Here is a 20,301-nt window from a genome sequence, read left to right as displayed (position 1 = left end):
TAAAATTTAGATAGGCTTTAGTTGAAAGTCGATTTCTTTACTTGCCACTGTGATTGAAAATCGGCAACAGTAGCCTTAAAAAACACACCACCCGTTTGGAAAGACGCTGTGTGAGAGCCGGTAAGGATTTTGCCTCTCGCATCTGTAAAGAAATATTAAGAAACGGGCAGTTTTTTGAGTTCAGCGCTGGATCTTTCAATGCCGGCGCAAAAATAGGGATAAAGCAGCCGGTTGGTACAATCTCGGTGGATTTGTTATACCCATACTGAACCCTTTTACAATCGCCCTAGGCCAATGAAGCCCGTCTATTGCAATCAAGGACACGAAAACCCCTCTGGCAGCCATTTTTGTCTTCACTGTGGGGAAAAGCTACAGGCACCGGCAACCTCTGGTGTTGTTCAAGGGATGATTTTGGGCGAACGTTACCGCATTTCGCGCCAGATCGGGCAAGGTGGCTTCGGACGCACCTACCTATCTGAAGATGTTAACCGCTTCAACGAACCGTGTGTTCTCAAAGAATTTGCCCCCCAAGTCCAAGGCACCTACGCGCTGCAAAAAGGTCAAGAATTGTTTGAACGCGAAGCCGGCGTTCTCTACAAGCTGCAACACCCGCAAATTCCGCGCTTCCGGGAGATGTTTCGGGCGAATTTGGACGGCGAGGGACATTTGTTTTTGGTGCAAGATTATGTGGAAGGTCAAACTTACCGTTCCTTGTTAATCAACCGGCGGGTGCACAACCGGCTGTTTAGCGAGGCAGAAATCACGCAAATGCTGCTGCAACTTCTGCCGGTTTTAGACTACATCCACACCCAAGGCGTCGTGCATCGAGATATTTCTCCCGATAACCTGATGCTGCGGAATTCCGATCTGCTGCCGGTGTTGATAGACTTTGGCGGCGTTAAGCAAGTCGCGGCAACGGTGGCGTCTGAGTTCGTGGGAGGCATTAACGCACCGGCAACGCGGCTGGGTAAGGTAGGATACGCCCCAGATGAGCAAATGCAGATGGGCGCTGTTTACCCCCACAGTGACTTGTATGCCTTGGCTGTGACGGTGTTGGTACTACTCACCGGCAAGGAACCCCAAGAACTGAGAGATCCCCAAACGCTGAGTTGGAGGTGGCGCAATTACGTTAGCCTCAGCCCCAGTTTAGGGGCAGTGTTTGATAAAATGCTGGCTCACCGGCCTGGTGAACGCTATCAATCGGCAAAGGAGGTGCTGCAAGCCCTCACCGGCACTCCACCGGCACCCCTTCCCCCGCCACCACCAGCACCCCTTCCGCCTCCGCCACAACCGGATATCACCCAAGCAACCCAAGCCGTTGCGCCAATAAGGCCGGCACAACCTCCACAGCCGGCACAACCCCCACAGCCGGTTCCGGCTGCCGTGACTCCTCAGCGGAAAGCGGCTGCACCGTTTTGGCTAAACCTGCTGCTAATGGGCATCGTGATTGCCGGCATGGGTGGAGTTGGCTGGTGGGCCGGTAATTATTGGGTAGACCAACAAAGACAGGGGGATCACTCCATTCCACCTCCAGACAGATCGGATAATTATTCCCCCGAAGAAAGACAGCGCAAAGATGCCCTTCGTGATCGCCGTAAAGCCTTGGGGATTGATTACAATTTCTACATTGATTTGGTGAATGAGGCTTTTTATACCAAATATCCAGAGCAACAGGGACGCGTTCTCAGCGATGAATCTGTTGATGAAGTGTGGCGATCTCGCTGGGATAGTTTGGCCGATCAACAACTTAATCAACTTGCCAGTCTCAGCGAGCAATCTCGTCGCCGGTTGGGCAGTTATACTTCAGCCGATATTGATCGCTGGAAAGCACAAATTAATCTGCGGAACTTGAGTAGTCGGGCGCTCAATGACTTGACAGATGCCAGGTTTTTCTATCTATTTCCTGATCAACCCAAGGGTCAGAATTTGCTCGATAGACCCATTGGTCAAGTTTGGCAGGCAGTCGCTACGGATTTTGTGCAAGCTGTGGCAGCAGGAAGTACTTTAGAAGAAATTAAATTTGATCGAGGTAGCACTAGCACGCAAATTAGTGGCAATCTCGAACCCGGTGCCGGTAAGGCTTATATTGCTAAATTGAATAAAGATCAACTGATGAAATTAAACTTAGATGCGCCGGCTCAATCAACCCGGCTGTCCCTCTACACTCCCACCAGCAAGAACCCGCCTTTATTAGAAGATTCAAAACAAGTGACTTGGTCTAATAAACTGTCTGAAGCCGGTTACTATGAAATTGTCGTTGTTTCTGATAGCACAGACCCGATTTCCTACAACTTAACCCTCGAAATCAATTAACTTTTTTTTCGCTGCCGGCACCTAACTCCCCTATCCCTGACTGTGGCTTTTATTCCTCCACCTCAGATGATTTACAAAATCTGCGTTTATCTGCGGTTGAAAAAACAAAAAAATGAACGTTGACAAGAAGTTTACCCTCACTCAGTTAAAATTTACAATCATCGGTGAAGGCAAACCCAATCATCACTCACAGCAAGCTGGCAGAATCCGGATCTAAAAATAACAGGGCATTGGGTTGCCGGCGGAGAATAGAAGCAGGGCAAACCGTACTAATTGTTTCTTGCAACATCTTTTTCACCGGCAGCGCTTTGCGTTTTTCTGGCGCAAGGCACAATATTTTTTTTGCAGAGCAAATCATCGGCAGCGTCAGGGTAAACGCGTATTGCGGTACAGCTTCAAGATGGGGAAAATGACCTTCATCAACCTGCTGCTGACGCGTTGCAGTGTCCAACTTCACCAGTTTAATGTGATGCGGATCATTGAAATTAGCGACAGACGGATCATTAAATGCTAAATGTCCATTTTCCCCAATACCCAAACAGCAGAGATCAATCGGTTGTGCTTGCAAAAGTTGGGTGTAGCGTTCGCATTCATTCAGCGGTTGCATCGCGTCACCTTCTATATAATGAAACGTACAGGACTTCACTTGATTTTCCACTCGCTGACGCAAATAGCGGCGGAAACTAGCAGAGTGATCGCGTTCAATTCCCAAATACTCATCCAGATGAAAAAAGGTAATGCGAGACCAATCTACGCCTCCCAAAGAAATCAGCGTTTCCAGAAATTGGATTTGAGAGTTGCCGGTGGCTAAAATTACTGCAGCGCTTGCCTGTTGCGTGAGACAGTTTTGCAAATAGGTTTGGGCAATTTGGGCAGCATCATGAGCGATTTGGGTGCTAGAGTTGTAAACTCGTACCGATAGGGCATCGACTGCAAACATTTGTACCGGCATCCTTCCTTGTGAAGTGTTCGATGTGTTAAACATAGAGGCGTTAGAATTTTTTTTGAGGGGTGTAGCTGCACCTGCCAATGATCCCAACAGCGAGGGTGCCGGCACTCCTGCTCTAGGATTTATAGCCGGCGTAACATTGTTATCGCTTTCGGGCCTCTCAACAAAAACTTGCCATTTTGGCAACACTCATAGGATTTTATTACCTAAACTATTGAAAATACACAAGTCTCAATATCGTCTGGCAACTAACTTTTTCAAAAGAAACCGAACTCAACAGTTTGTGGCGAAAAACTGATTCTGCTGTTATTCAGTATCCTTGATCACAACTTCACACAAAGTTAAAATTTAATGAAACCTTTACTTCAGCAGTTTCAAGTTTTTAAAGATAGAATAAAACTTAATGCAGACGCAGAATTAAGGGTTTAAAATTTTATTAAGTGGGGTTGCAGTTGTCAATGTGTAACTGAAATAACAACAACAGCAAGGTAGGCCAGAAAATGAACAAAATTGAACGTTGGTTTTAGGGGTGTAAATTATGCAAAGTATTGATTTTAGTAATTACGAAAGTGGCAGCACTTCTTTAGAAAATTTCTTGGTTATAAATTCTTACCAGCTTTCACCCCAGCAACAGAGCCGAATTTTTGAAAGTCTGACTGCAGCGCAACCTGGAGGAGATATTGAGCAGGTCAGCGTCGTTTTGCGTGAAAGCTTAAACGTGCCGGCATTCCAGAAAGCGTGGGCGCGAGTGATAGATCGGCACCCAATTTTGAGAACAAGCTTCCATCACTTAGACACTAACGAAGCGCGTCAGGAAGTGCATCAACAAGTCACCCTTCCTCTACAACAGCAAAATTGGTGCGATCTGCAGGAGAACGAAATCGAAAGCCGGCTGGCAGCATTTCTAGAAGCAGACCGGCAACTAGGCTTTAAATTGACAACTGCCCCCCTGATGCGCGTGGCAATTTTGCAAATTGCTGAAGCACAATACCGCGCGATCTGGAGTTTCCACTCGGTACTGCTCGATAGTTGGTCTGTGGAAATCGCCCTCAAAGAAGTTTTTGCCTTTTACGAAGCATTTAGCGCCGACCACGACTTACCACTCAAACAACCCCGTGCTTACGGAGATTACATTGAGTGGCTGCAACAGCAGGATTTCTCCCAAACAGAGGTATTTTGGCGGCAGCAATTGCAAGGCTTGACAGCACCCACCACTGTCCTGCCGGCCATTGCCCCAGCAGCAGACAAGGCACAACCAGAAACCGGCTTTGTCACGCAAGAAATTCGCCTATCGCCGGTTGATACCCTGCGCTTGCAGTCTTGGGCACAACAAAACCAGCTCACCTTGGAAACCTTGCTACAAGGCGCGTGGGCGCTGCTGATCAGCCGCTATAGTGGCCAAGCAGACGTCGTTTTTGGAGCCGCCGTCACAGGTCGCCCCTCGGTTCCTGGGTTAGACTCTGTTGTGGGACTTTTCAGCAACATCGTGCCGGTGCGCGTTCATGTTTCGCCGACGCAGTCTCCGGTAGACTGGCTTACAGAACTCCGGCAGACTTACAAAGCATTGCAAGCCTACGAACACACCCCCTTACCCCAGATCCAGCAGTGGAGTGAATTCCCGCCGGCAACTCCCTTATTTGAAAGTATTCTGGTTTTTGAGAATTACCTGTTAGATTCCTTCCTGTTAGATTCCGCTCTAGAATTACACGGAAGTAGCTGGGAAAATCGAGAGCTTCAACACCACCGCAACAGAAACTACCCACTGACATTAACCGGCTACGCCCAACCAGAATTTCTCCTCAAACTCGAATACGACACCCAGCGCATTGATGCCGGCACCATTAGCCGGATGCTGGGACACCTGAAAACCTTGCTCGAAAGCTTGGCAACCAATTCTGAAGAACAACTGAAGGACTTGCCAATGCTAACAGAGCAAGAGCTTCTGCAAATGCTGGTGGAGTGGAACGACACAGCCGCAGAATATCCCAAAGATGTTTGCATTCATCAATTATTTGAAGCTCAGGTAGAACGCACACCCGATGCAGTTGCCGTTATTTTTGGAGACATCAAATTAACCTACCGGCAGCTCAATACCAGAGCCAATAAACTCGCCTACCACCTGCAAAGTTTGGGTGTCAAACCAGAAGTTCGCGTGGGAATTTGCGCGGATCGTTCTTTGGAAGTCGTGGAAGCCCTACTCGCCATTTTCAAAGCCGGCGGCGTGTATGTGCCTTTAGATCCGACCTATCCCAAAGATCGGCTGGCATTTATGTTAGAAGATTCCGCTGTGCCGGTGTTATTAACTCAAACCCATTTGGTTGAGCAATTACCCGAACATAACGGACAAATTGTGTGTTTGGATGCAGTCGGGGAAGAAGTCAGCCGGCAAAGCGATGAAAATCTAATTTCCCCCACAACCCAAGCCCATGCAGCTTATGTCATCTACACATCTGGAACCACCGGCAAGCCAAAAGCTGTTGTTGCAGAACACAGCAATTTAATCAACTATATTTTGGCAACACAGGACAGATTCCAATTTGACACAACCGATGTCATGCCCTGTATTGCTCGCTTTTCCTTCAGCATTTCTCTGTTTGAATTATTAGCGCCTTTGATGGCCGGCGGAAGTGTCGTTGTTCTCTCACGAGAAAATGTGCTGGACATGAATAAACTGGTCAGCGGATTCGGCCAGTTAACCAATGTTCACCTCACGCCTAGCTTGATGCGAAAGGCTATCGATTTTATCAGAGCACAAGGTTTGGAGGCAAAGGATTTTAAAAACATCCGCCGAGTCTTCATGGGAGGCGACACCGTTGCCCCAGATCTACTCGAAGATGTAAAACCCTTCTTCCAAGATGCTCAAATCTATGTGATGTATGGGTGCAGTGAAGCAACAACCCTGTGTTTAAATTACAAACTGCCCACAGACATCAAAGCCGAAAAGAACATTGTAGGCCGCCCGTTTAATAATGTGCGGATACGCATCTATGACGAGCAGCAAAATTTAGTGCCTGCCGGCGTTCCTGGGGAAATTTACGTTGGAGGTGCCGGCGTCACACGGGGCTATGCAAATCGGGAAGATTTGACCCAGGAAAAATATGTCTGGATCGACGATCAACGGTGGTACAAAACCGGCGATGTCGGACGTTATTTACCCGATGGCAATATTGAATTACTGGGGCGCACAGACTTTCAAGTATCTCTGCGCGGGTTCCGCATCGAAACAGGTGAAGTTGAATCCGTCCTGCGGCAGCATCCAGCGATTAAAGATGCAGTTGTGGCGGCAAAAGACGATGAGAGCGGTGAAACCCGCCTCGTAGGCTATTTAGTCCTGCAGCAAGAACCAGCCCCTGCCAGCCGCGAACTGCGTCGCTTCCTGGGGGCAAAACTGCCTGAATATATGGTGCCCTCGGTATTTGTGACGCTGGCAGCACTGCCGGTGACACCCAACGGCAAGCAGGATCGCAAAGCCCTACCGGCACCCGAATGGACGCGTCTCCCGCGTGAAACCGAGTATGTGGCACCTCGCACCGTCATTGAAGAGGAACTCGCCGGCATCTGGGCAGAAACCATCGGAGTTGAACAAGTTGGCATTCACGACAACTTTTTTGACTTGGGGGGACATTCCCTGCACGCAACCCAAGTCCTCTCCCGCGTGCGCGAAACCTTCGAGGTGGATCTGCCGATGCGCTCACTGTTTGAGTGCCCCACAGTCGCGGAATTGGGCGAACAAATTAACGTATGGCTGCGAGGCGGGCAAATTCAGAAAACGGCCCCCATTGTGCCAGTTTCACGGGACACTCACCTGCCTCTGTCCTTTTCCCAGCAGCGGTTGTGGTTCCTCGAACAATTAGAGGCGGGCAACTCTGCCTATAATATCCCCGCCGCCGTGCAACTTAAAGGAGCGCTGAACACCGGCATCCTGAAGCACAGCATCAACGAAATTGTGCGCCGGCACGAATCGCTGCGAACCACCTTTGGCAAGAAGCTAGACGGGCAGCCGTTTCAGGTTATTACCCCAACCTTAATCGTCGCGCTGCCGGTGGTAGACTTATCTGCGATTGCTGAACCTCAGCGCTCTGAGGAAGCGCAGCGGCTGGCATTGGCAGAAGCCGACAAATCCTTTAACTTCTTTACCAACGAGCCGTTAATTCGCGCTCAACTCGTGCGCCTCGCTGAAGATGAGCATTTATTCCTGCTGACGATCCACCACATCATCTCCGATGGTTGGTCATTTGGCTTGTTCATGCGGGAACTGGCGACCATTTACGAAGCCTTCAGCGCCGGCAACCCTTCGCCTCTGCCAGAATTGTCAGTACAATATGCAGACTTCGCCCACTGGCAACGGCAATGGCTCAAAGGTGAGGTTCTAGAGTCCCAGCTTTCTTACTGGAAACAGCAACTAGGCGGTAAGCTGCCGGTGTTGGAATTGCCCACCGATCGCCTACGCCCGCCGGTGCAGACTTTTAACGGTGCCAAGGAATCTTTGGTACTTTCTCAGGAACTGAGCGAGGAAATCAAGGCGCTGTCACGTCGGGAAGGTGCAACCTTATTTATGACCTTGCTGGCAGCCTTCAATACCTTGCTGTGCCGCCATTCTGGACAGGAAGATATTATTGTCGGTTCGCCGATTGCCGGTCGCAACCGCGCCGAAATTGAGCAGTTAATTGGCTTCTTTGTCAATACCTTAGTGCTGCGTAACGATTTATCTGGCAATCCCAGTTTCCGGGAACTGCTGCAACGGGTGCGCGAGGTAGCTTTGGGAGCATACGCTCACCAAGAGTTGCCGTTTGAGAAATTGGTGGAAGCGCTGCAACCAGAGCGAGATCGCAGCCGCAACCCGATATTTCAGGTGTGGTTTAATTTGCTCAACTATGAAGACAACCAAATCAAAATACCGGGATTAACGCTCGATCATCTCTCGTTTACTGAGCAAGCGTCGAAGTTCGATATCACGCTATATGCTCAAGAACAAAACGAGGGAATGAAGCTGGAATTGGTTTACAACACCGATTTGTTTGACCGGCAGCGAATGGTTGAGATGCTGGCACAGCTCCAACATCTGCTTGAGCAAATTGTCAAGAACCCAGCCGAACCCATCGCTCATTTCTCCCTGATTTCTTCCCAAACTCAAGCCCTTTTACCGAATCCAAATCAGGCACTTGAAGATTGCTGGGAAGGCGCTGTTCATACGCATTTTTCCCAACAGGCAAAGCGAGTGGGAAATAGCACCGCAATCATTGATCGGCAAGGAAGTCTGACTTATTCAGAACTGGATAAAATCAGCAACCAACTCGCCCATTACCTGCACAAAAATGGCATTGGCTCTCAAGATGTTGTGGCAATTTACGCGCACCGCAGCGCCTCAATCGTCGTGGCTTTGCTGGGAATTCTCAAAGCCGGCGCAGCATTCACCATCTTAGATGCCAATTACCCTGCCGAGCGGTTAATTGATTGCCTGAAACTCACACAGCCTAAAGGTTGGCTGCAAATGTCAGCAGCCGGAAACCTTCCGGAGGCTTTAGAAACCTTTGTCGGGACACTATCAACTCAGTGCCGGCTTACCCTTCCCACTGCTGCCGGTCAAATCGGTGAACTGTTAAAGGATTATTCCACAGAAAATCCCGACACAGAAATTAACGCCGATGACTTAGCCTATATCGCCTTCACCTCCGGTTCAACCGGCAAACCAAAAGGCATCTTAGGCACCCACAAACCGCTTTCCCACTTCCTGCAATGGCACGCCCAAACCTTTAATTTCAATGAATCAGACCGATTCAGCGTGCTATCTGGACTTGCCCATGATCCCTTGCTGCGAGACATTTTCACACCTCTATGGTTGGGCGCAACCCTGTGCATTCCCACCCCAGAAGAAATTGGCACTCCAGGCAAGTTATGCGAGTGGATGAAGCAACAGCAAATCACCATTAGCCACCTCACACCGGCAATGGGAGTGCTGTTAACAGAAACCTCACAAACCCAACAACTAACCAACCTACGTTATGCCTTCTTCGGGGGCGACGTATTAACCACGCGTGATGTTGAAAAACTGCAAATCCTTGCGCCTAACATCAATTGCGTCAACTTCTATGGAGCCACGGAAACCCCGCAAGCAATGGGGTATTATACAGCTCCAACTCAAAAATTAGAAAATACCTCATCTTCCCAAGGCCGAATCCCCCTCGGACGGGGCATCAAAGATGTGCAATTACTGGTGTTAAATTCTGCCCACCGGCTCGCAGGAATCGGTGAAATCGGAGAAATTTACATTCGCACATCTTATTTAGCCAAAGGCTATTTGGGAGATGAATCGATGACGGCTGAGCGATTCCTCACCAATCCGTTTACCCAAAGCAGCGAAGACCGGCTCTATAAAACCGGCGACTTAGGCCGGTATTTACCCGACGGGAATATATCAGTCGTTGGTCGCGCTGATAATCAAGTGAAAATCCGGGGTTTCCGGATTGAACCCGGAGAAATTGAGGCAGTATTAAGTCAGCATCCCAACGTGCGTCAAAGTGTTGTGATTGCCCGTGAAGATGTACCGGGAGAGAAACGTTTAGTTGCCTATATTGTCCCCACTCCTGCTGACTCAGCACTCAGCACTCAGCACTCAACACTCAAGAGCGAATTGCGCGGTTTTGTTAAAGAAAAGCTGCCAGATTACATGGTGCCTTCAGCGTTTGTGATGCTGGAAAGCATCCCCCTAACGCCCAACGGTAAAATTGACCGCCGCGCACTGCCGGCACCCGATACTTCCCGCAGCGAATCAGAAGGTTCCTTCGTTGCACCCCGCGATGATTTGGAACTTCAATTAACAAAAATTTGGGAAACCGTTATCGGTGTTACACCCATTGGCGTCAAGGACAACTTCTTTGAGTTGGGGGGACACTCACTGCTAGCGGTGCGCCTGTTCACTGAAATTGAGAAAATTTGCGGTAAAAATCTTCCCCTCGCAACCCTCTTCCAAGCACCAACGATTGAGCAACTAGCGAGTCTAATTCGCCAAGAACGCTGGGCAGCGCCGACAGAATCCTTGGTGTTGCTAAGTCCAGGCGGCAACAAACCCCCACTATTCTGTATTTACGGAATTTTGCTCTACCACGATTTAGCAAAGCATCTAGGTGGAGAGCGGCCCGTTTATGGCATTTACCTCCAGGCTGAAGTTGACCTGCTCAAAGAGGATGGAGGCAACAATCAAGACTCTCCTTTAAACAGTGTCCCTGGCGTCGCGAGTCTGTATCTCCAAGAAATCCGCAAGCGCCAACCTGTAGGGCCATATTATCTAGCCGGTGAATCGTTTGGCGGCTTAGTCGCCTTCGAGATGGCCCAGCAGCTACGTGCAGAAGGTGAGACAGTCGAATTAGTCGCCTTGTTTGATACCTTTGCGCCCGATGGGATGAAAGGGTTGCCCTTGGGGCGGCGGATGGCGATTCACTTAGAGACTTTCCGGCAAAAAGGCCACAGTTACATCTTGGAGAAAATACAGGCAAAGATTTCCTCAAGCAAAGAGAAAGTTCTCAGTCTCATCGGCAAAATGTCCAGCAAGTTTGATCAGGGAAGCGAGCGATCCTTGTCTAAGTCCCTGCAAAAAATCACCAGCAATGATGCCCGCCGGACTGTGCGCCATCAGGCAGTCAGGAATTATGTACCGCAGCCCTACCCAGGCAAAGTGACTTTATTCCGGGCTATGGATCGCACTGAGTTTGAAAGCTATTACACTGACCCGAAAACCTGGACTCCCTTTACAGTTGGAGGGTTAGACGTGCACGATGTACCGGGCAACCATATCGGTATTCTCAAACAACCGAATGTACAGGTTCTAGCCGCGAAGTTAAAGGCTTGCCTCGATCAGGCATCGTCAGAAAATTAAGGACAAGTTTTTCAAGTGTCTCCTCTGTTCCTTTAACGCTTCTCCTAGGGCATTTTCTTCTTGGTTACGTTCGCACTCCGGTTACATTTTTAGTACCTGAGTTCACCGTAACAATCTCGAAGGAAATGCCTTTTTTTTATACTTTCTACCAATTTCAAAAAAGAATGCCACAGATGAATCAGTTGGATACAGTCACTCAAAACTCAACGTGTTTCTCTACCTAATATAGGATGTGGCACGATTCAAAAATCGGATAAACTCATAATCCAATACATTAAACCCTGAGTTTCATCTGCGAAATTTGTATTGAAAAAATTCATCTTAGTTATTTTTCAATAAATATCTAGCCTGGTCATATTTTTTTACCAAGATAATAGAAAATTAGGCATAATTAAACAGCAAAAAAATAAACCTAAAACTGATTGTTGCTTCCTTTCCGATCTGTCACGAAAGCCCAAGATTTTTTCTTCTACCCTTCCTAAAATCACCTAAAACAATAACATACAGTCTTAACTTGTCATCAATAATTGAGTGATTGCTCATTCCCAACTTTTGAATAAATAATACCTAAGATAGATGTACGATAAGACAAAGACCTATCAAAGTTGATAAAAATAGCGGTAGCGTAGTTGCCAAAAACTTACATAGCAAAGCGTTCAGCTTTGGCATCGAAACGCTCAGCAATGTTTTATTAACGGGAAAAATCATGGATCTGCAAGCATCAGCATCAGCAGCCTGGACGAAAATTCAGGGGATGATCTCAGGCACGATTACGATGCTGCCAAATGTGATCTTGGCTTTAATCGTCTTTACTTTGTTCTTTTTTGCAGCAAGGACGATCAGAACCCTTGTCAGACGTCTGACGAGAAGACACCGGCAAGCGAGAAATTTAGGGCTGGTTCTTGGACGTTTAGCTCAAGGGGTTGTCATTTTAGTCGGCTTATTTGTTGCTTTATCGATTGTTATTCCTTCTTTTAAGGCAGGTGATTTAGTTCAACTGTTGGGGATTAGTGGGGTAGCAATTGGGTTTGCTTTTCGGGATATTCTCCAAAATTTTCTCGCCGGCATCTTAATTCTTTTGACTGAACCGTTCCAAATTGAAGACCAAATCGTATTCAAAGATTTTGAAGGCACCGTTGAAAATATCCAGACACGCGCCACAATCATTAGAACTTACGATGGCCGTCGCATAGTGATTCCAAATGCTGAACTTTTCACGAATTCAGTAACCGTCAACACCGCATTTGAAAAACGGCGGAATGAATATGATGTTGGGATTGGATACGGGGATGATATTGACCGGGCGAAGCAACTCATTTTGGAAGCACTCTACAGTGTGGATGGGGTTTTGCACGATCCCGCACCCGATGCCCTTGTAATGGAACTTGCTGAGAGTACGGTAAACATCCGCGCCCGGTGGTGGATAAAACCGCCGCGACGTGCGGATACCCTTGATTCGCGCGATCAAGTCCTCATTGCGATTAAGAATAAGTTGGTTGCAAATGGCATCGATCTGCCCTTCCCGACACAGCAAATTCTTTTCCACGATCAAACCGAAGAAACTGATGGTGATCGCGCTCGTCAGCGGGAAGGATGGCCGGCAGGAAACAATGAAGTCCCGAAACCGCGCAGCATCGGGGGTTCCCTGAGAAAGCTGGCTGAAATGCGTTCGCAACGAGATGGTAACGGTGGCACATGAATATCAAGCTGAGCAAGCTTTGGGATTCACTGCACTCTAGCTACTGGTTTGTACCGGCACTCATGTCAGGCAGCGCAATGGTGCTGGCGTTTGCGATGCTGGCGCTTGATCGGGCCGGCAAATCTGGCTTTATTGAAAAGCTCGCCTTGATCTACACCGGCGGCCCAGATGGGGCGCGGACAATGCTTTCAACGGTTGCCGGTTCGATGATCACCGTTGCCGGTACTGCCTTCTCCATCGTTATCGTCGCCCTCACCCTGGCTTCTTCACAGTTTGGCCCGCGACTGCTGCGTAACTTCATGCAGGACACCGGCAATCAAATTGTGCTGGGTACGTTCATCGGCACCTTTATTTACTGCTTACTTGTCTTGCGAACCATCAGGGGCGATGATTACAACCTATTTGTTCCGCAGCTAGCAGTAACGTTCGGCATCGTGTTAGCGATCACCAGCATTGGGGTGTTAATCTATTTTATCCATCACGCCTCCACCTCAATTCAGTCATGGCACGTCATTGGGGAAGTTAGCAAAGATTTAAACCATGCCATTGATCACTTGTTTCCCCAAAAGATCGGACAGGGAAACCCAGGACAAAAACAGCGATGGGTTGACGAAATTCCGGTGAATTTTGATAAAGAAGCCTCGCCGGTTCTGGCAACTAAGAGTGGTTATTTGCAGGCGGTTGATGACAAGCGATTGATGAAAATTGCCAAGTCAAACAACCTTCTGCTGCGTCTCAAATACCGTCCTGGTAAGTTTATTGTGCAAGACAGCGAGCTGGTAATGGTTTGGCCTGGGGAACGAATGAATGAAAAACTTTACGGGCAAATTTACGGGGCATTTATGTTGGGTTTGCAGCGCACTGAACAGCAGGATGTAGAATTTTGCATTAACCAATTGGTCGAGATTGCACTGCGGGCGGTTTCCCCCGGCATCAACGATCCGTTTACGGCAATTCAGTGTATTGATCAGCTCAGCGCCGCGCTGTGCCGGCTGGCTCAAAGAGATTTACCTTCGCCTTACCGCTACGATGACGAGAACAACCTGCGGGCGATTGCCAATTCTGTGACGTTTGCCGGGATAACTGACGACGCTTTTAACCAGATCCGGCAGTACGGGGGATCGGATGTGGCAGTAACAATCCGCTTACTAGAAGCAATCGCAGCGATCGCACCGCACACTCGCAACCGCAAGGATCGCGAGGCACTTTTGCATCATGCAACCATGATTGAGCGCGGTAGCCAACAGTTATCGGAGGAACATGATCGCAAGGATGTTGAGGAACGATACTTGGCGGCGGTGAAGTTGCTCTCTAATCAATCAAATTAAACCGGCAACCTGTCTACACAGCAGTAACAACTTTAAAAACCGATATCATCGTCATCTTCTTCATAGTCTTCTTCCTCCATTGGGAATTCAATTAACTCATCGTCATTCAAAGCTGCCGGTGTGGGATCGTCCACCTTATTGCTCAATTCAATCTCTTCTCCGTTAAATGATTTAACAAGTATCTGAACGGCACTTTCTAACTCATCTTCAGGTGACTGCCGCAAGCGGGAAGCATCTTTCTGGAAGCCATTTGTTACAGATGCAGGCGGTGGTGTTGCAGCAGCTTGGTAATTATTAGCTGCGGGTGAATTGGCACTGGGAAAGTCTCTTTGTGGTTGTGCCGGCGGTTGCTGATATGTGTTGTTATCGGGTGCCGGCGGGGGAATATTATTCTCATTAAAAGCTGCCGGTGGCGGGGTTTGCGCCGGCATTGCTTTGGGTTGGTTAGCACCGGCAACTTCTAAAGTTACCTTAATCTTGCGATTGAAGATTTTCAAAAAGGCTGTTTCAACATTAGGCATCTTTCCCTGCCCCATCTTGTAGAGGGGATTAGAACTAATACTAATGCGGGCAACCGCACCGTCAAAGCTGATCAATTGACAATGTTGGCGCAACAGTTCTTTCGTTCCGAGTGGCTGCAGATTCGCCAATACGGCTTGCCAAACTTCTTGGGGATCATACTCTTGTGCAGTCGCATCCCCTGAAGGTGCGGGAAGGGGATCAGCTTGTGGTTGCGCTAACTCCACCGGAATCTCTGGTTTCGGTGTCGCAGAAGTTGCCGGTGAGGGATTTGGGGATGTGGGGATTTGAGCTTGTGGAGTTTGCTGTTGCGGTGGCGGAGAAGCTTTAGCAAAGGCGGTTGGTTGCGGCGGGTTTGCCGGTGCCGGCTGGCTGTTGAAGGCTGCCGGTAATAATCCTAATAACGTGACTTCTAACCACAGGCGCGGCTGGGTGCTGTGTTTTAATTGCACTTCACTGTCGCGCAGGTGTTTTTGACCGGCTAATATGTTGCTAATGTCCCAACTTTGAACAAACTCACACATTTGTTTCCAAGTTTGGGGAGTAATAGCAACTAAATCATTTCGTGCCGGTGCTGTTTTAGCAATGAGTAAATCCCGGTAAAAGCCGGCAAAATTTTGTAGTAAAACTAACGGTTCTCGTCCCCGATTCATAATATGGCGGGTTTGATCGAGAACCTCTGCGGGGTTATTATTATTAATCGCTTCTAGCAGTGTCATCAAATCTCGTTCCGGCACTGCGCCGACTAAATCCCAAACTTTTTCAACACTAACCGGCGGTGCGAGTAAACTTAGTTGATCGAGTAAGCTTTCCGCATCTCTTAATCCGCCTTGGGCGATTTGAGCGACAAGGGTAATTGCATCGCTGTTTATATTAATCGTTTCTTTTTCGGCAATATATTTTAAATGCCCCACCATTGCTTCTAGCGGGATGCGGCGGAAGTCAAACCGCTGACAACGGGAAATAATTGTTGGTAAAACCCGTTGGGGGTCAGTTGTTGCTAAGACAAATACAACGGTATTAGGCGGTTCTTCTAAAGTTTTCAGTAAGCAATTAAATGCTGCTGTGCTGAGCATATGGCAATTATGAACTAATAGCTCGTTTGCCACAAAGTTGTGATTGTCTTCTACTTCAATATCGTAAACTTTTTCTATGCTACCAAGGGTTACAGTCTCGACTGTTTCCAAATTAGTCAAAAATTGAATAGTGTTAGGAGCAGGCAAACTATTTTCGACTGATGGATTAGATTTTGTTAGAGTTAAATTTTCTGTAAGAGTTTGTGACTGATGAATCTCTCCTTTCTGTAAGCCAATTGGCAATAATTCTGGCATTTTTGCTGAAATCGCCGGCTCTAAGCTTACATTGTTTAACTTCTGCCAATCTGTCAAGCTTTTGCGCTCTAAAGGTGAGAGAATTTTCATCTCTGGTTTCAAATTAGCCGCTGCAACCCATCCTTGATCTGTGCGAATTAAGTGATTGCCGGTGCATCTAATTTCCCGGTGGGTTGTTTTAATAACAAAGGTTTGCTTTTCTCCTTGGTCTAACCACCTCAAAACTTTTTTGAATTCCCAAACTGCTAAAGCTTCGTTATAACTGAGAACTTCTTTCCCTTTAAGGTTGGGATCATCAATGCGAATCAAACCTTCGCGGGTTTGTATGAGTGAGTCGCCGGTTAAGCATTCATCAATCACATAAACTTTATACCGGCACTGTACAGGGGCAAATTGCGCTCTTTCAATCAGTTCCCGAATATTATCAACGCCGGTGTTACTCGCGGCGTCAATTTCTATCACATCCAAGGATGAACCGTTGGTTACAGACCGGCACACATCACAAACGCCGCAAGGCTTATCTGTGGGGACATTATTGGCCAAACAGTTAAGAGATTTGGCCAAAATACGAGCGCTGGAGGTCTTGCCGGTGCCTCTTGGGCCGGTAAATAAGTATGCCGGTGCGATTTTATCTAGGCGAATAGCATTACTGAGGGTCGTGGCGATGGCGTCTTGACCCACTAAATCCCCAAAAGTTTGGGGTCTGTATTTGTGGTGGAGAGGTTCGTAGGACATGGAGGTGTAAGCGTTGCCTACAATCTAGAATATGTGACGCGTGGGTGCGGGAGATGCTAAAGGAAATGTGGCAGCGGTTTTTTGGCAGTGAAAAGAGGGAAGTTGTAAAATCTCAGCCTATATCAGCCGGAATGAAACCGCCACCGGCATTGGAGGATGCAGATTATCAACTGCTATTCACCCAATTGTTGGAGGGGGTGAAACGAGGTTGGGATCGCGAACGAGTGTTGAAGTTTTTTGACGATCTCGGAGAACGCGGCAACCTGCAACTATGGGCGGCTTGGCTGCGGCGCTATGGCGAACGCTTTTTGGCCACGCCGGCACCGAATCCTGAGTTAGCCAGACAGTTACTCGGTTTAGGACAAATGAATTGCGGGGACTTGGCAGATGTGGCATACGAACTGGGCAGCCAGTTGCTGGCGCGAGAACGGGGGGTGCCGGCACCGGCTGCTCCTAATGCCCCTGCTGCCCCTCCACCAGACAATGCTGAAGCTTGGTGGGAGCAAGGAAATCAGCAATTAGGGGTTGGGGATGTGTTAGGGGCAATTGCCTCTTATGACCAAGCTTTGCAACTCGAGCCAGAGTTAACAGCGGCTTGGTTGAACCGGGGTGGAGCGCTATTTTACTTGGAAAGGTACGAAGAAGCAATCGCCTGCTTTGAGGCTGCGATTAAGGTTGAGCCTCACAATCCTAACACTTGGTATCTGCGAGGTTTAGCGTTCTCGGCTTTAGAGCAGCACGAAGAGGAACTCAACTCTTATGAAAAAGCGCTGCAAGTGAATCCAGAATTCCCGGCGGCTTGGCATAACCGGGGGGTGGCGCTGACCAAACTCAACCGCTATGAAGAGGCCGTCAGTTGCTATCAGCAAGCGCTGCAACTGCAGCCCGACCTCCCCCAAGGGTGGCATAGCCAAGGGGATGCGCTGATGGCTTTAGGCCGGCACGAGGAGGCTCTCAACTCGTATAACGAAGCCGTTGCCAGGGAACCGAGTGAAATTGAAACTTGGTTTAACCGGGGGTTGGCGCTGAGTTACTTACACCGGCACGAAGAGGCACTGCAATCGTTTGATCGCGTGGTGTCCCTTGCCCCAGATTACGGGCCGGCTTGGGTCAACCGGGGCGTTGCCCTCACCAGTTTGCACCGGCACCAGGAAGCGATCACCTCCTTTGACCGAGCGCTGAGCGTTCAGCCGGAGGACTCCGTCGCCTTGGCCGGTCGAGAGGCTGCCCGTCTGCTACTAGAAGCCGAGGGAGATGCGCCGGCATCTGAGGGGACTGCCTGGGGGTAGGTGAGCCGATTAGGTTAATTAGTTGTTAGTAGATCGTAGATTTCTCTACTATCTACTTGCCTCTAATTAAGACTAAATTATAGCATTATTTTATTAATTCTTAAAAAAGATAATGTTCTAGAATTGATAGATTGATATAGCAATCCTAAATTATTCGTGAGAATTTCCGGTAATGCCAGTGTCTCATTCGCGTTATATAGCAAGATGCCCGGACTCCACTTTGTTGCAATTCAAATAGGATTGCTCTACAGAATCTTTACACTTTTGTAAAAAAAACAATAAAAGTATGCTAAAAAAAATATGGGATCGGCTTGTACACTTCTTTCAACAGCTATTTAAAAATTCTACATCATCAAAAGAAGAGAAGAAAGAGCAAACCCCAGTCCCCATTAATCCTTTGAGTGATGCCGGTTATGAAAACTTCTTTATGCAGCTCATGGATGGGATTGGAGAAGGTTGGCAGCAAGCGCAAGTATTAGAACATTTGGGAAATCGCATTCAGGACAAATTTTTTATCTCCTGGCTCAAGCGCTTTGGTCGAGATCGCTTGTTAAAATCTCCCGCACCTAACCATGAATTAGCAACGCGGATGGTTCGGCTGAGTGAAATCGGTTGTGGAGAAATTGGGGAAATTTCAGGAGAAATTGGCACTCAACTGCTGGCAAGAGAATCTCAAGCGCTGAGTGAGGAAGAATATGAATCTTTGTTTCGTCAACTGTTAGCCAAAGTCCCGTTTGGTGAGTCAGTCGCCTTAAATTTTTGGCAGGATATGCAATACCGCGCCACAACAGAACAATGGGTGCAGTGGTTGCGCCGGTTTGGGGAAACATTGCAGGAAGCACCGGATCGAGAGTTGGCAAATCGGATGGTAGGGCTAAAAGAAATAGCCGAGGGAGAATTCTCAGAAGAGGCGCTAACAATTGGGACGCAGTTATTAGAAAAACTTCCCCCAGTTTCTAAGTGGGATGAGATTTGGACAGGGCAAGTGATTGAAGCGGTATTTGTTGGAAATGGATTAGAAAAACTTCCACAGACTTCTCAGGAAGATGAAACTGAAACAGGGCAAGCGATTGAGCCAGTATTGATTGAGAATGAATTAGAAAAACTTCCATCGGCTGCTCAGGAAGAAGAAAATTGTACAGGGCAAGTGATTGAAGCAGTATTTATTGCGAACGGGTTAGATAATTCAGGAGAAACTAACTTGTCGTGAAATCGCCGGCCTGGGTATGGAGTATTGTTCCAATAGCGATTGCCGTGATAATTTTGGGAATCCATCGCTTAATTCCTCGCTAATGTCTTCTAGCAAAATCCAAAGTATTTACACCGATGGCGCGTGCACCGGCAACCCCGGCCCAGGCGGCTGGGGAGTCGTTGTTTGCTACGCTGATGGTTCCACCCATGAACTCGGCGGGGGTGACTCCCAAACCACCAACAACCGCATGGAAATGCAAGCCGCCGTTGCTGCCTTAGAATTCCTCACAAGTGCCAGTCAAGACGAACCCATCACCCTCTACACCGACAGCGAATACCTGAAAAACGGCATCACCCAATGGATTAAAGGCTGGAAAAAGAAAGGCTGGAAAACCTCCACCGGCAAACCCGTCCTCAACCAAGATATTTGGGAAGTGCTCGACAAACTCAACTGCCGGCAAGTCAACTGGCAACACGTCCGAGGACACTCCGGCAACTTTTACAATGATCGCTGCGACACCATCGCCCGCGCCTACGCTGCCGGTAAACCCGCTTCCTTGCAACAGATGCCGGTGAAACAGGTAATGAGTTCAGCAGCAACGAATGATCGCGCCTATGCTGCCGATAAACCCACTTCTGTGCAACAAATGCCGGTGAAACAGGTAATTAGTTCAGCAGCAACTAACGATTTTGGAAACAAAACGATACAATCCAGTGCAGTACCCTCTGACCTTTCGACATCGGATGTTGCCATGACGGACTCGACTGCCCCTTTTGCTGCTGACTCCACCGAAACCCACTTACCTAGCGAATTCAGAGTCTCTCAACTGCGGGACTTAGTAGAAACCCTAAGGATCGCCGATGAAATCGCTGAAAAACGCTACCTCATCACCAGTTCCGAACTTGCCGACTTAATGGATGTCAACGCCAGCGCCGTTACCAGTCGCGGAGACAACTGGGTATGGCGAAACTGGATCGTCTCACGAGTGCGGCGCGAGGGCAACCAAATCCTCTGGCAGCTGGAACGCGTGGACTAAGAGAGGGGTTAGGGACTAGGGACTAGGGGCTAAGGAA

General features: G+C 48.4%; 9 protein-coding genes. 7 read left to right on the top strand and 2 right to left on the bottom strand.

The window, feature by feature from the left end; all coding sequences use genetic code 11:
• The first annotated feature begins 294 nt into the window (after nucleotides 1–294).
• A complete protein-coding gene (locus H6F73_RS20770) occupies nucleotides 295–2,313 on the top strand; it encodes a serine/threonine-protein kinase (RefSeq protein WP_190760679.1) in 2,019 nt (672 codons plus the stop codon).
• 187 nt (nucleotides 2,314–2,500) lie between these two features.
• On the opposite strand, the gene H6F73_RS20765 is transcribed toward H6F73_RS20770, so the two are convergent.
• Nucleotides 2,501–3,451, bottom strand: a complete 951-nt coding sequence (locus H6F73_RS20765; RefSeq protein WP_347239588.1) for a glucosamine-6-phosphate deaminase — start codon at nucleotides 3,449–3,451, stop codon at nucleotides 2,501–2,503.
• Between the two features lie 349 nt (nucleotides 3,452–3,800).
• Between H6F73_RS20765 and H6F73_RS20760 the strand changes: the two genes are divergently transcribed.
• The 3 genes from H6F73_RS20760 (at nucleotide 3,801) to H6F73_RS20750 (ending at nucleotide 14,162) form a co-directional block, all read left to right on the top strand.
• Nucleotides 3,801–11,135, top strand: coding sequence for a non-ribosomal peptide synthetase (locus H6F73_RS20760; protein WP_190760678.1), 7,335 nt, complete (start codon nucleotides 3,801–3,803; stop codon nucleotides 11,133–11,135).
• Between the two features lie 706 nt (nucleotides 11,136–11,841).
• Nucleotides 11,842–12,834: a mechanosensitive ion channel family protein gene (locus H6F73_RS20755; protein WP_190760677.1), complete on the top strand. Its 993-nt coding sequence runs from the start codon at nucleotides 11,842–11,844 to the stop codon at nucleotides 12,832–12,834.
• Nucleotides 12,831–14,162 carry a DUF2254 domain-containing protein gene (locus H6F73_RS20750; protein ID WP_190760676.1) on the top strand — a complete coding sequence of 444 codons (1,332 nt, stop codon included), beginning with the start codon at nucleotides 12,831–12,833 and terminating at the stop codon, nucleotides 14,160–14,162. The genes H6F73_RS20755 and H6F73_RS20750 overlap by 4 nt, the downstream gene beginning before the upstream one ends.
• Before the next feature lie 32 nt (nucleotides 14,163–14,194).
• Here the strand turns inward: H6F73_RS20750 and dnaX are convergent, their stop codons facing one another.
• Nucleotides 14,195–16,747, bottom strand: coding sequence for a DNA polymerase III subunit gamma/tau (dnaX, locus tag H6F73_RS20745; RefSeq protein WP_190760675.1), 2,553 nt, complete (start codon nucleotides 16,745–16,747; stop codon nucleotides 14,195–14,197).
• 53 nt (nucleotides 16,748–16,800) lie between these two features.
• Between dnaX and H6F73_RS20740 the strand changes: the two genes are divergently transcribed.
• The 3 genes from H6F73_RS20740 to rnhA all read left to right on the top strand — a co-directional run bounded on the left by H6F73_RS20740 (nucleotide 16,801) and on the right by rnhA (nucleotide 20,264).
• Nucleotides 16,801–18,036 carry a tetratricopeptide repeat protein gene (locus H6F73_RS20740; RefSeq protein WP_206754758.1) on the top strand — a complete coding sequence of 412 codons (1,236 nt, stop codon included), beginning with the start codon at nucleotides 16,801–16,803 and terminating at the stop codon, nucleotides 18,034–18,036.
• A gap of 286 nt (nucleotides 18,037–18,322) precedes the next feature.
• A complete protein-coding gene (locus H6F73_RS20735; protein ID WP_190760673.1) occupies nucleotides 18,323–19,246 on the top strand; it encodes a hypothetical protein in 924 nt (307 codons plus the stop codon).
• Nucleotides 19,247–19,328: 82 nt separating this feature from the next.
• Nucleotides 19,329–20,264 carry a ribonuclease HI gene (gene rnhA, locus H6F73_RS20730; RefSeq protein ID WP_190760672.1) on the top strand — a complete coding sequence of 312 codons (936 nt, stop codon included), beginning with the start codon at nucleotides 19,329–19,331 and terminating at the stop codon, nucleotides 20,262–20,264.
• Nucleotides 20,265–20,301 lie beyond the last annotated feature (37 nt).

It is taken from the genome of Microcoleus sp. FACHB-68 (assembly GCF_014695715.1).
In the GTDB taxonomy this organism is placed as follows: domain Bacteria; phylum Cyanobacteriota; class Cyanobacteriia; order Cyanobacteriales; family Oscillatoriaceae; genus FACHB-68.
This window is presented reverse-complemented; position numbering and strand designations above follow the sequence as displayed.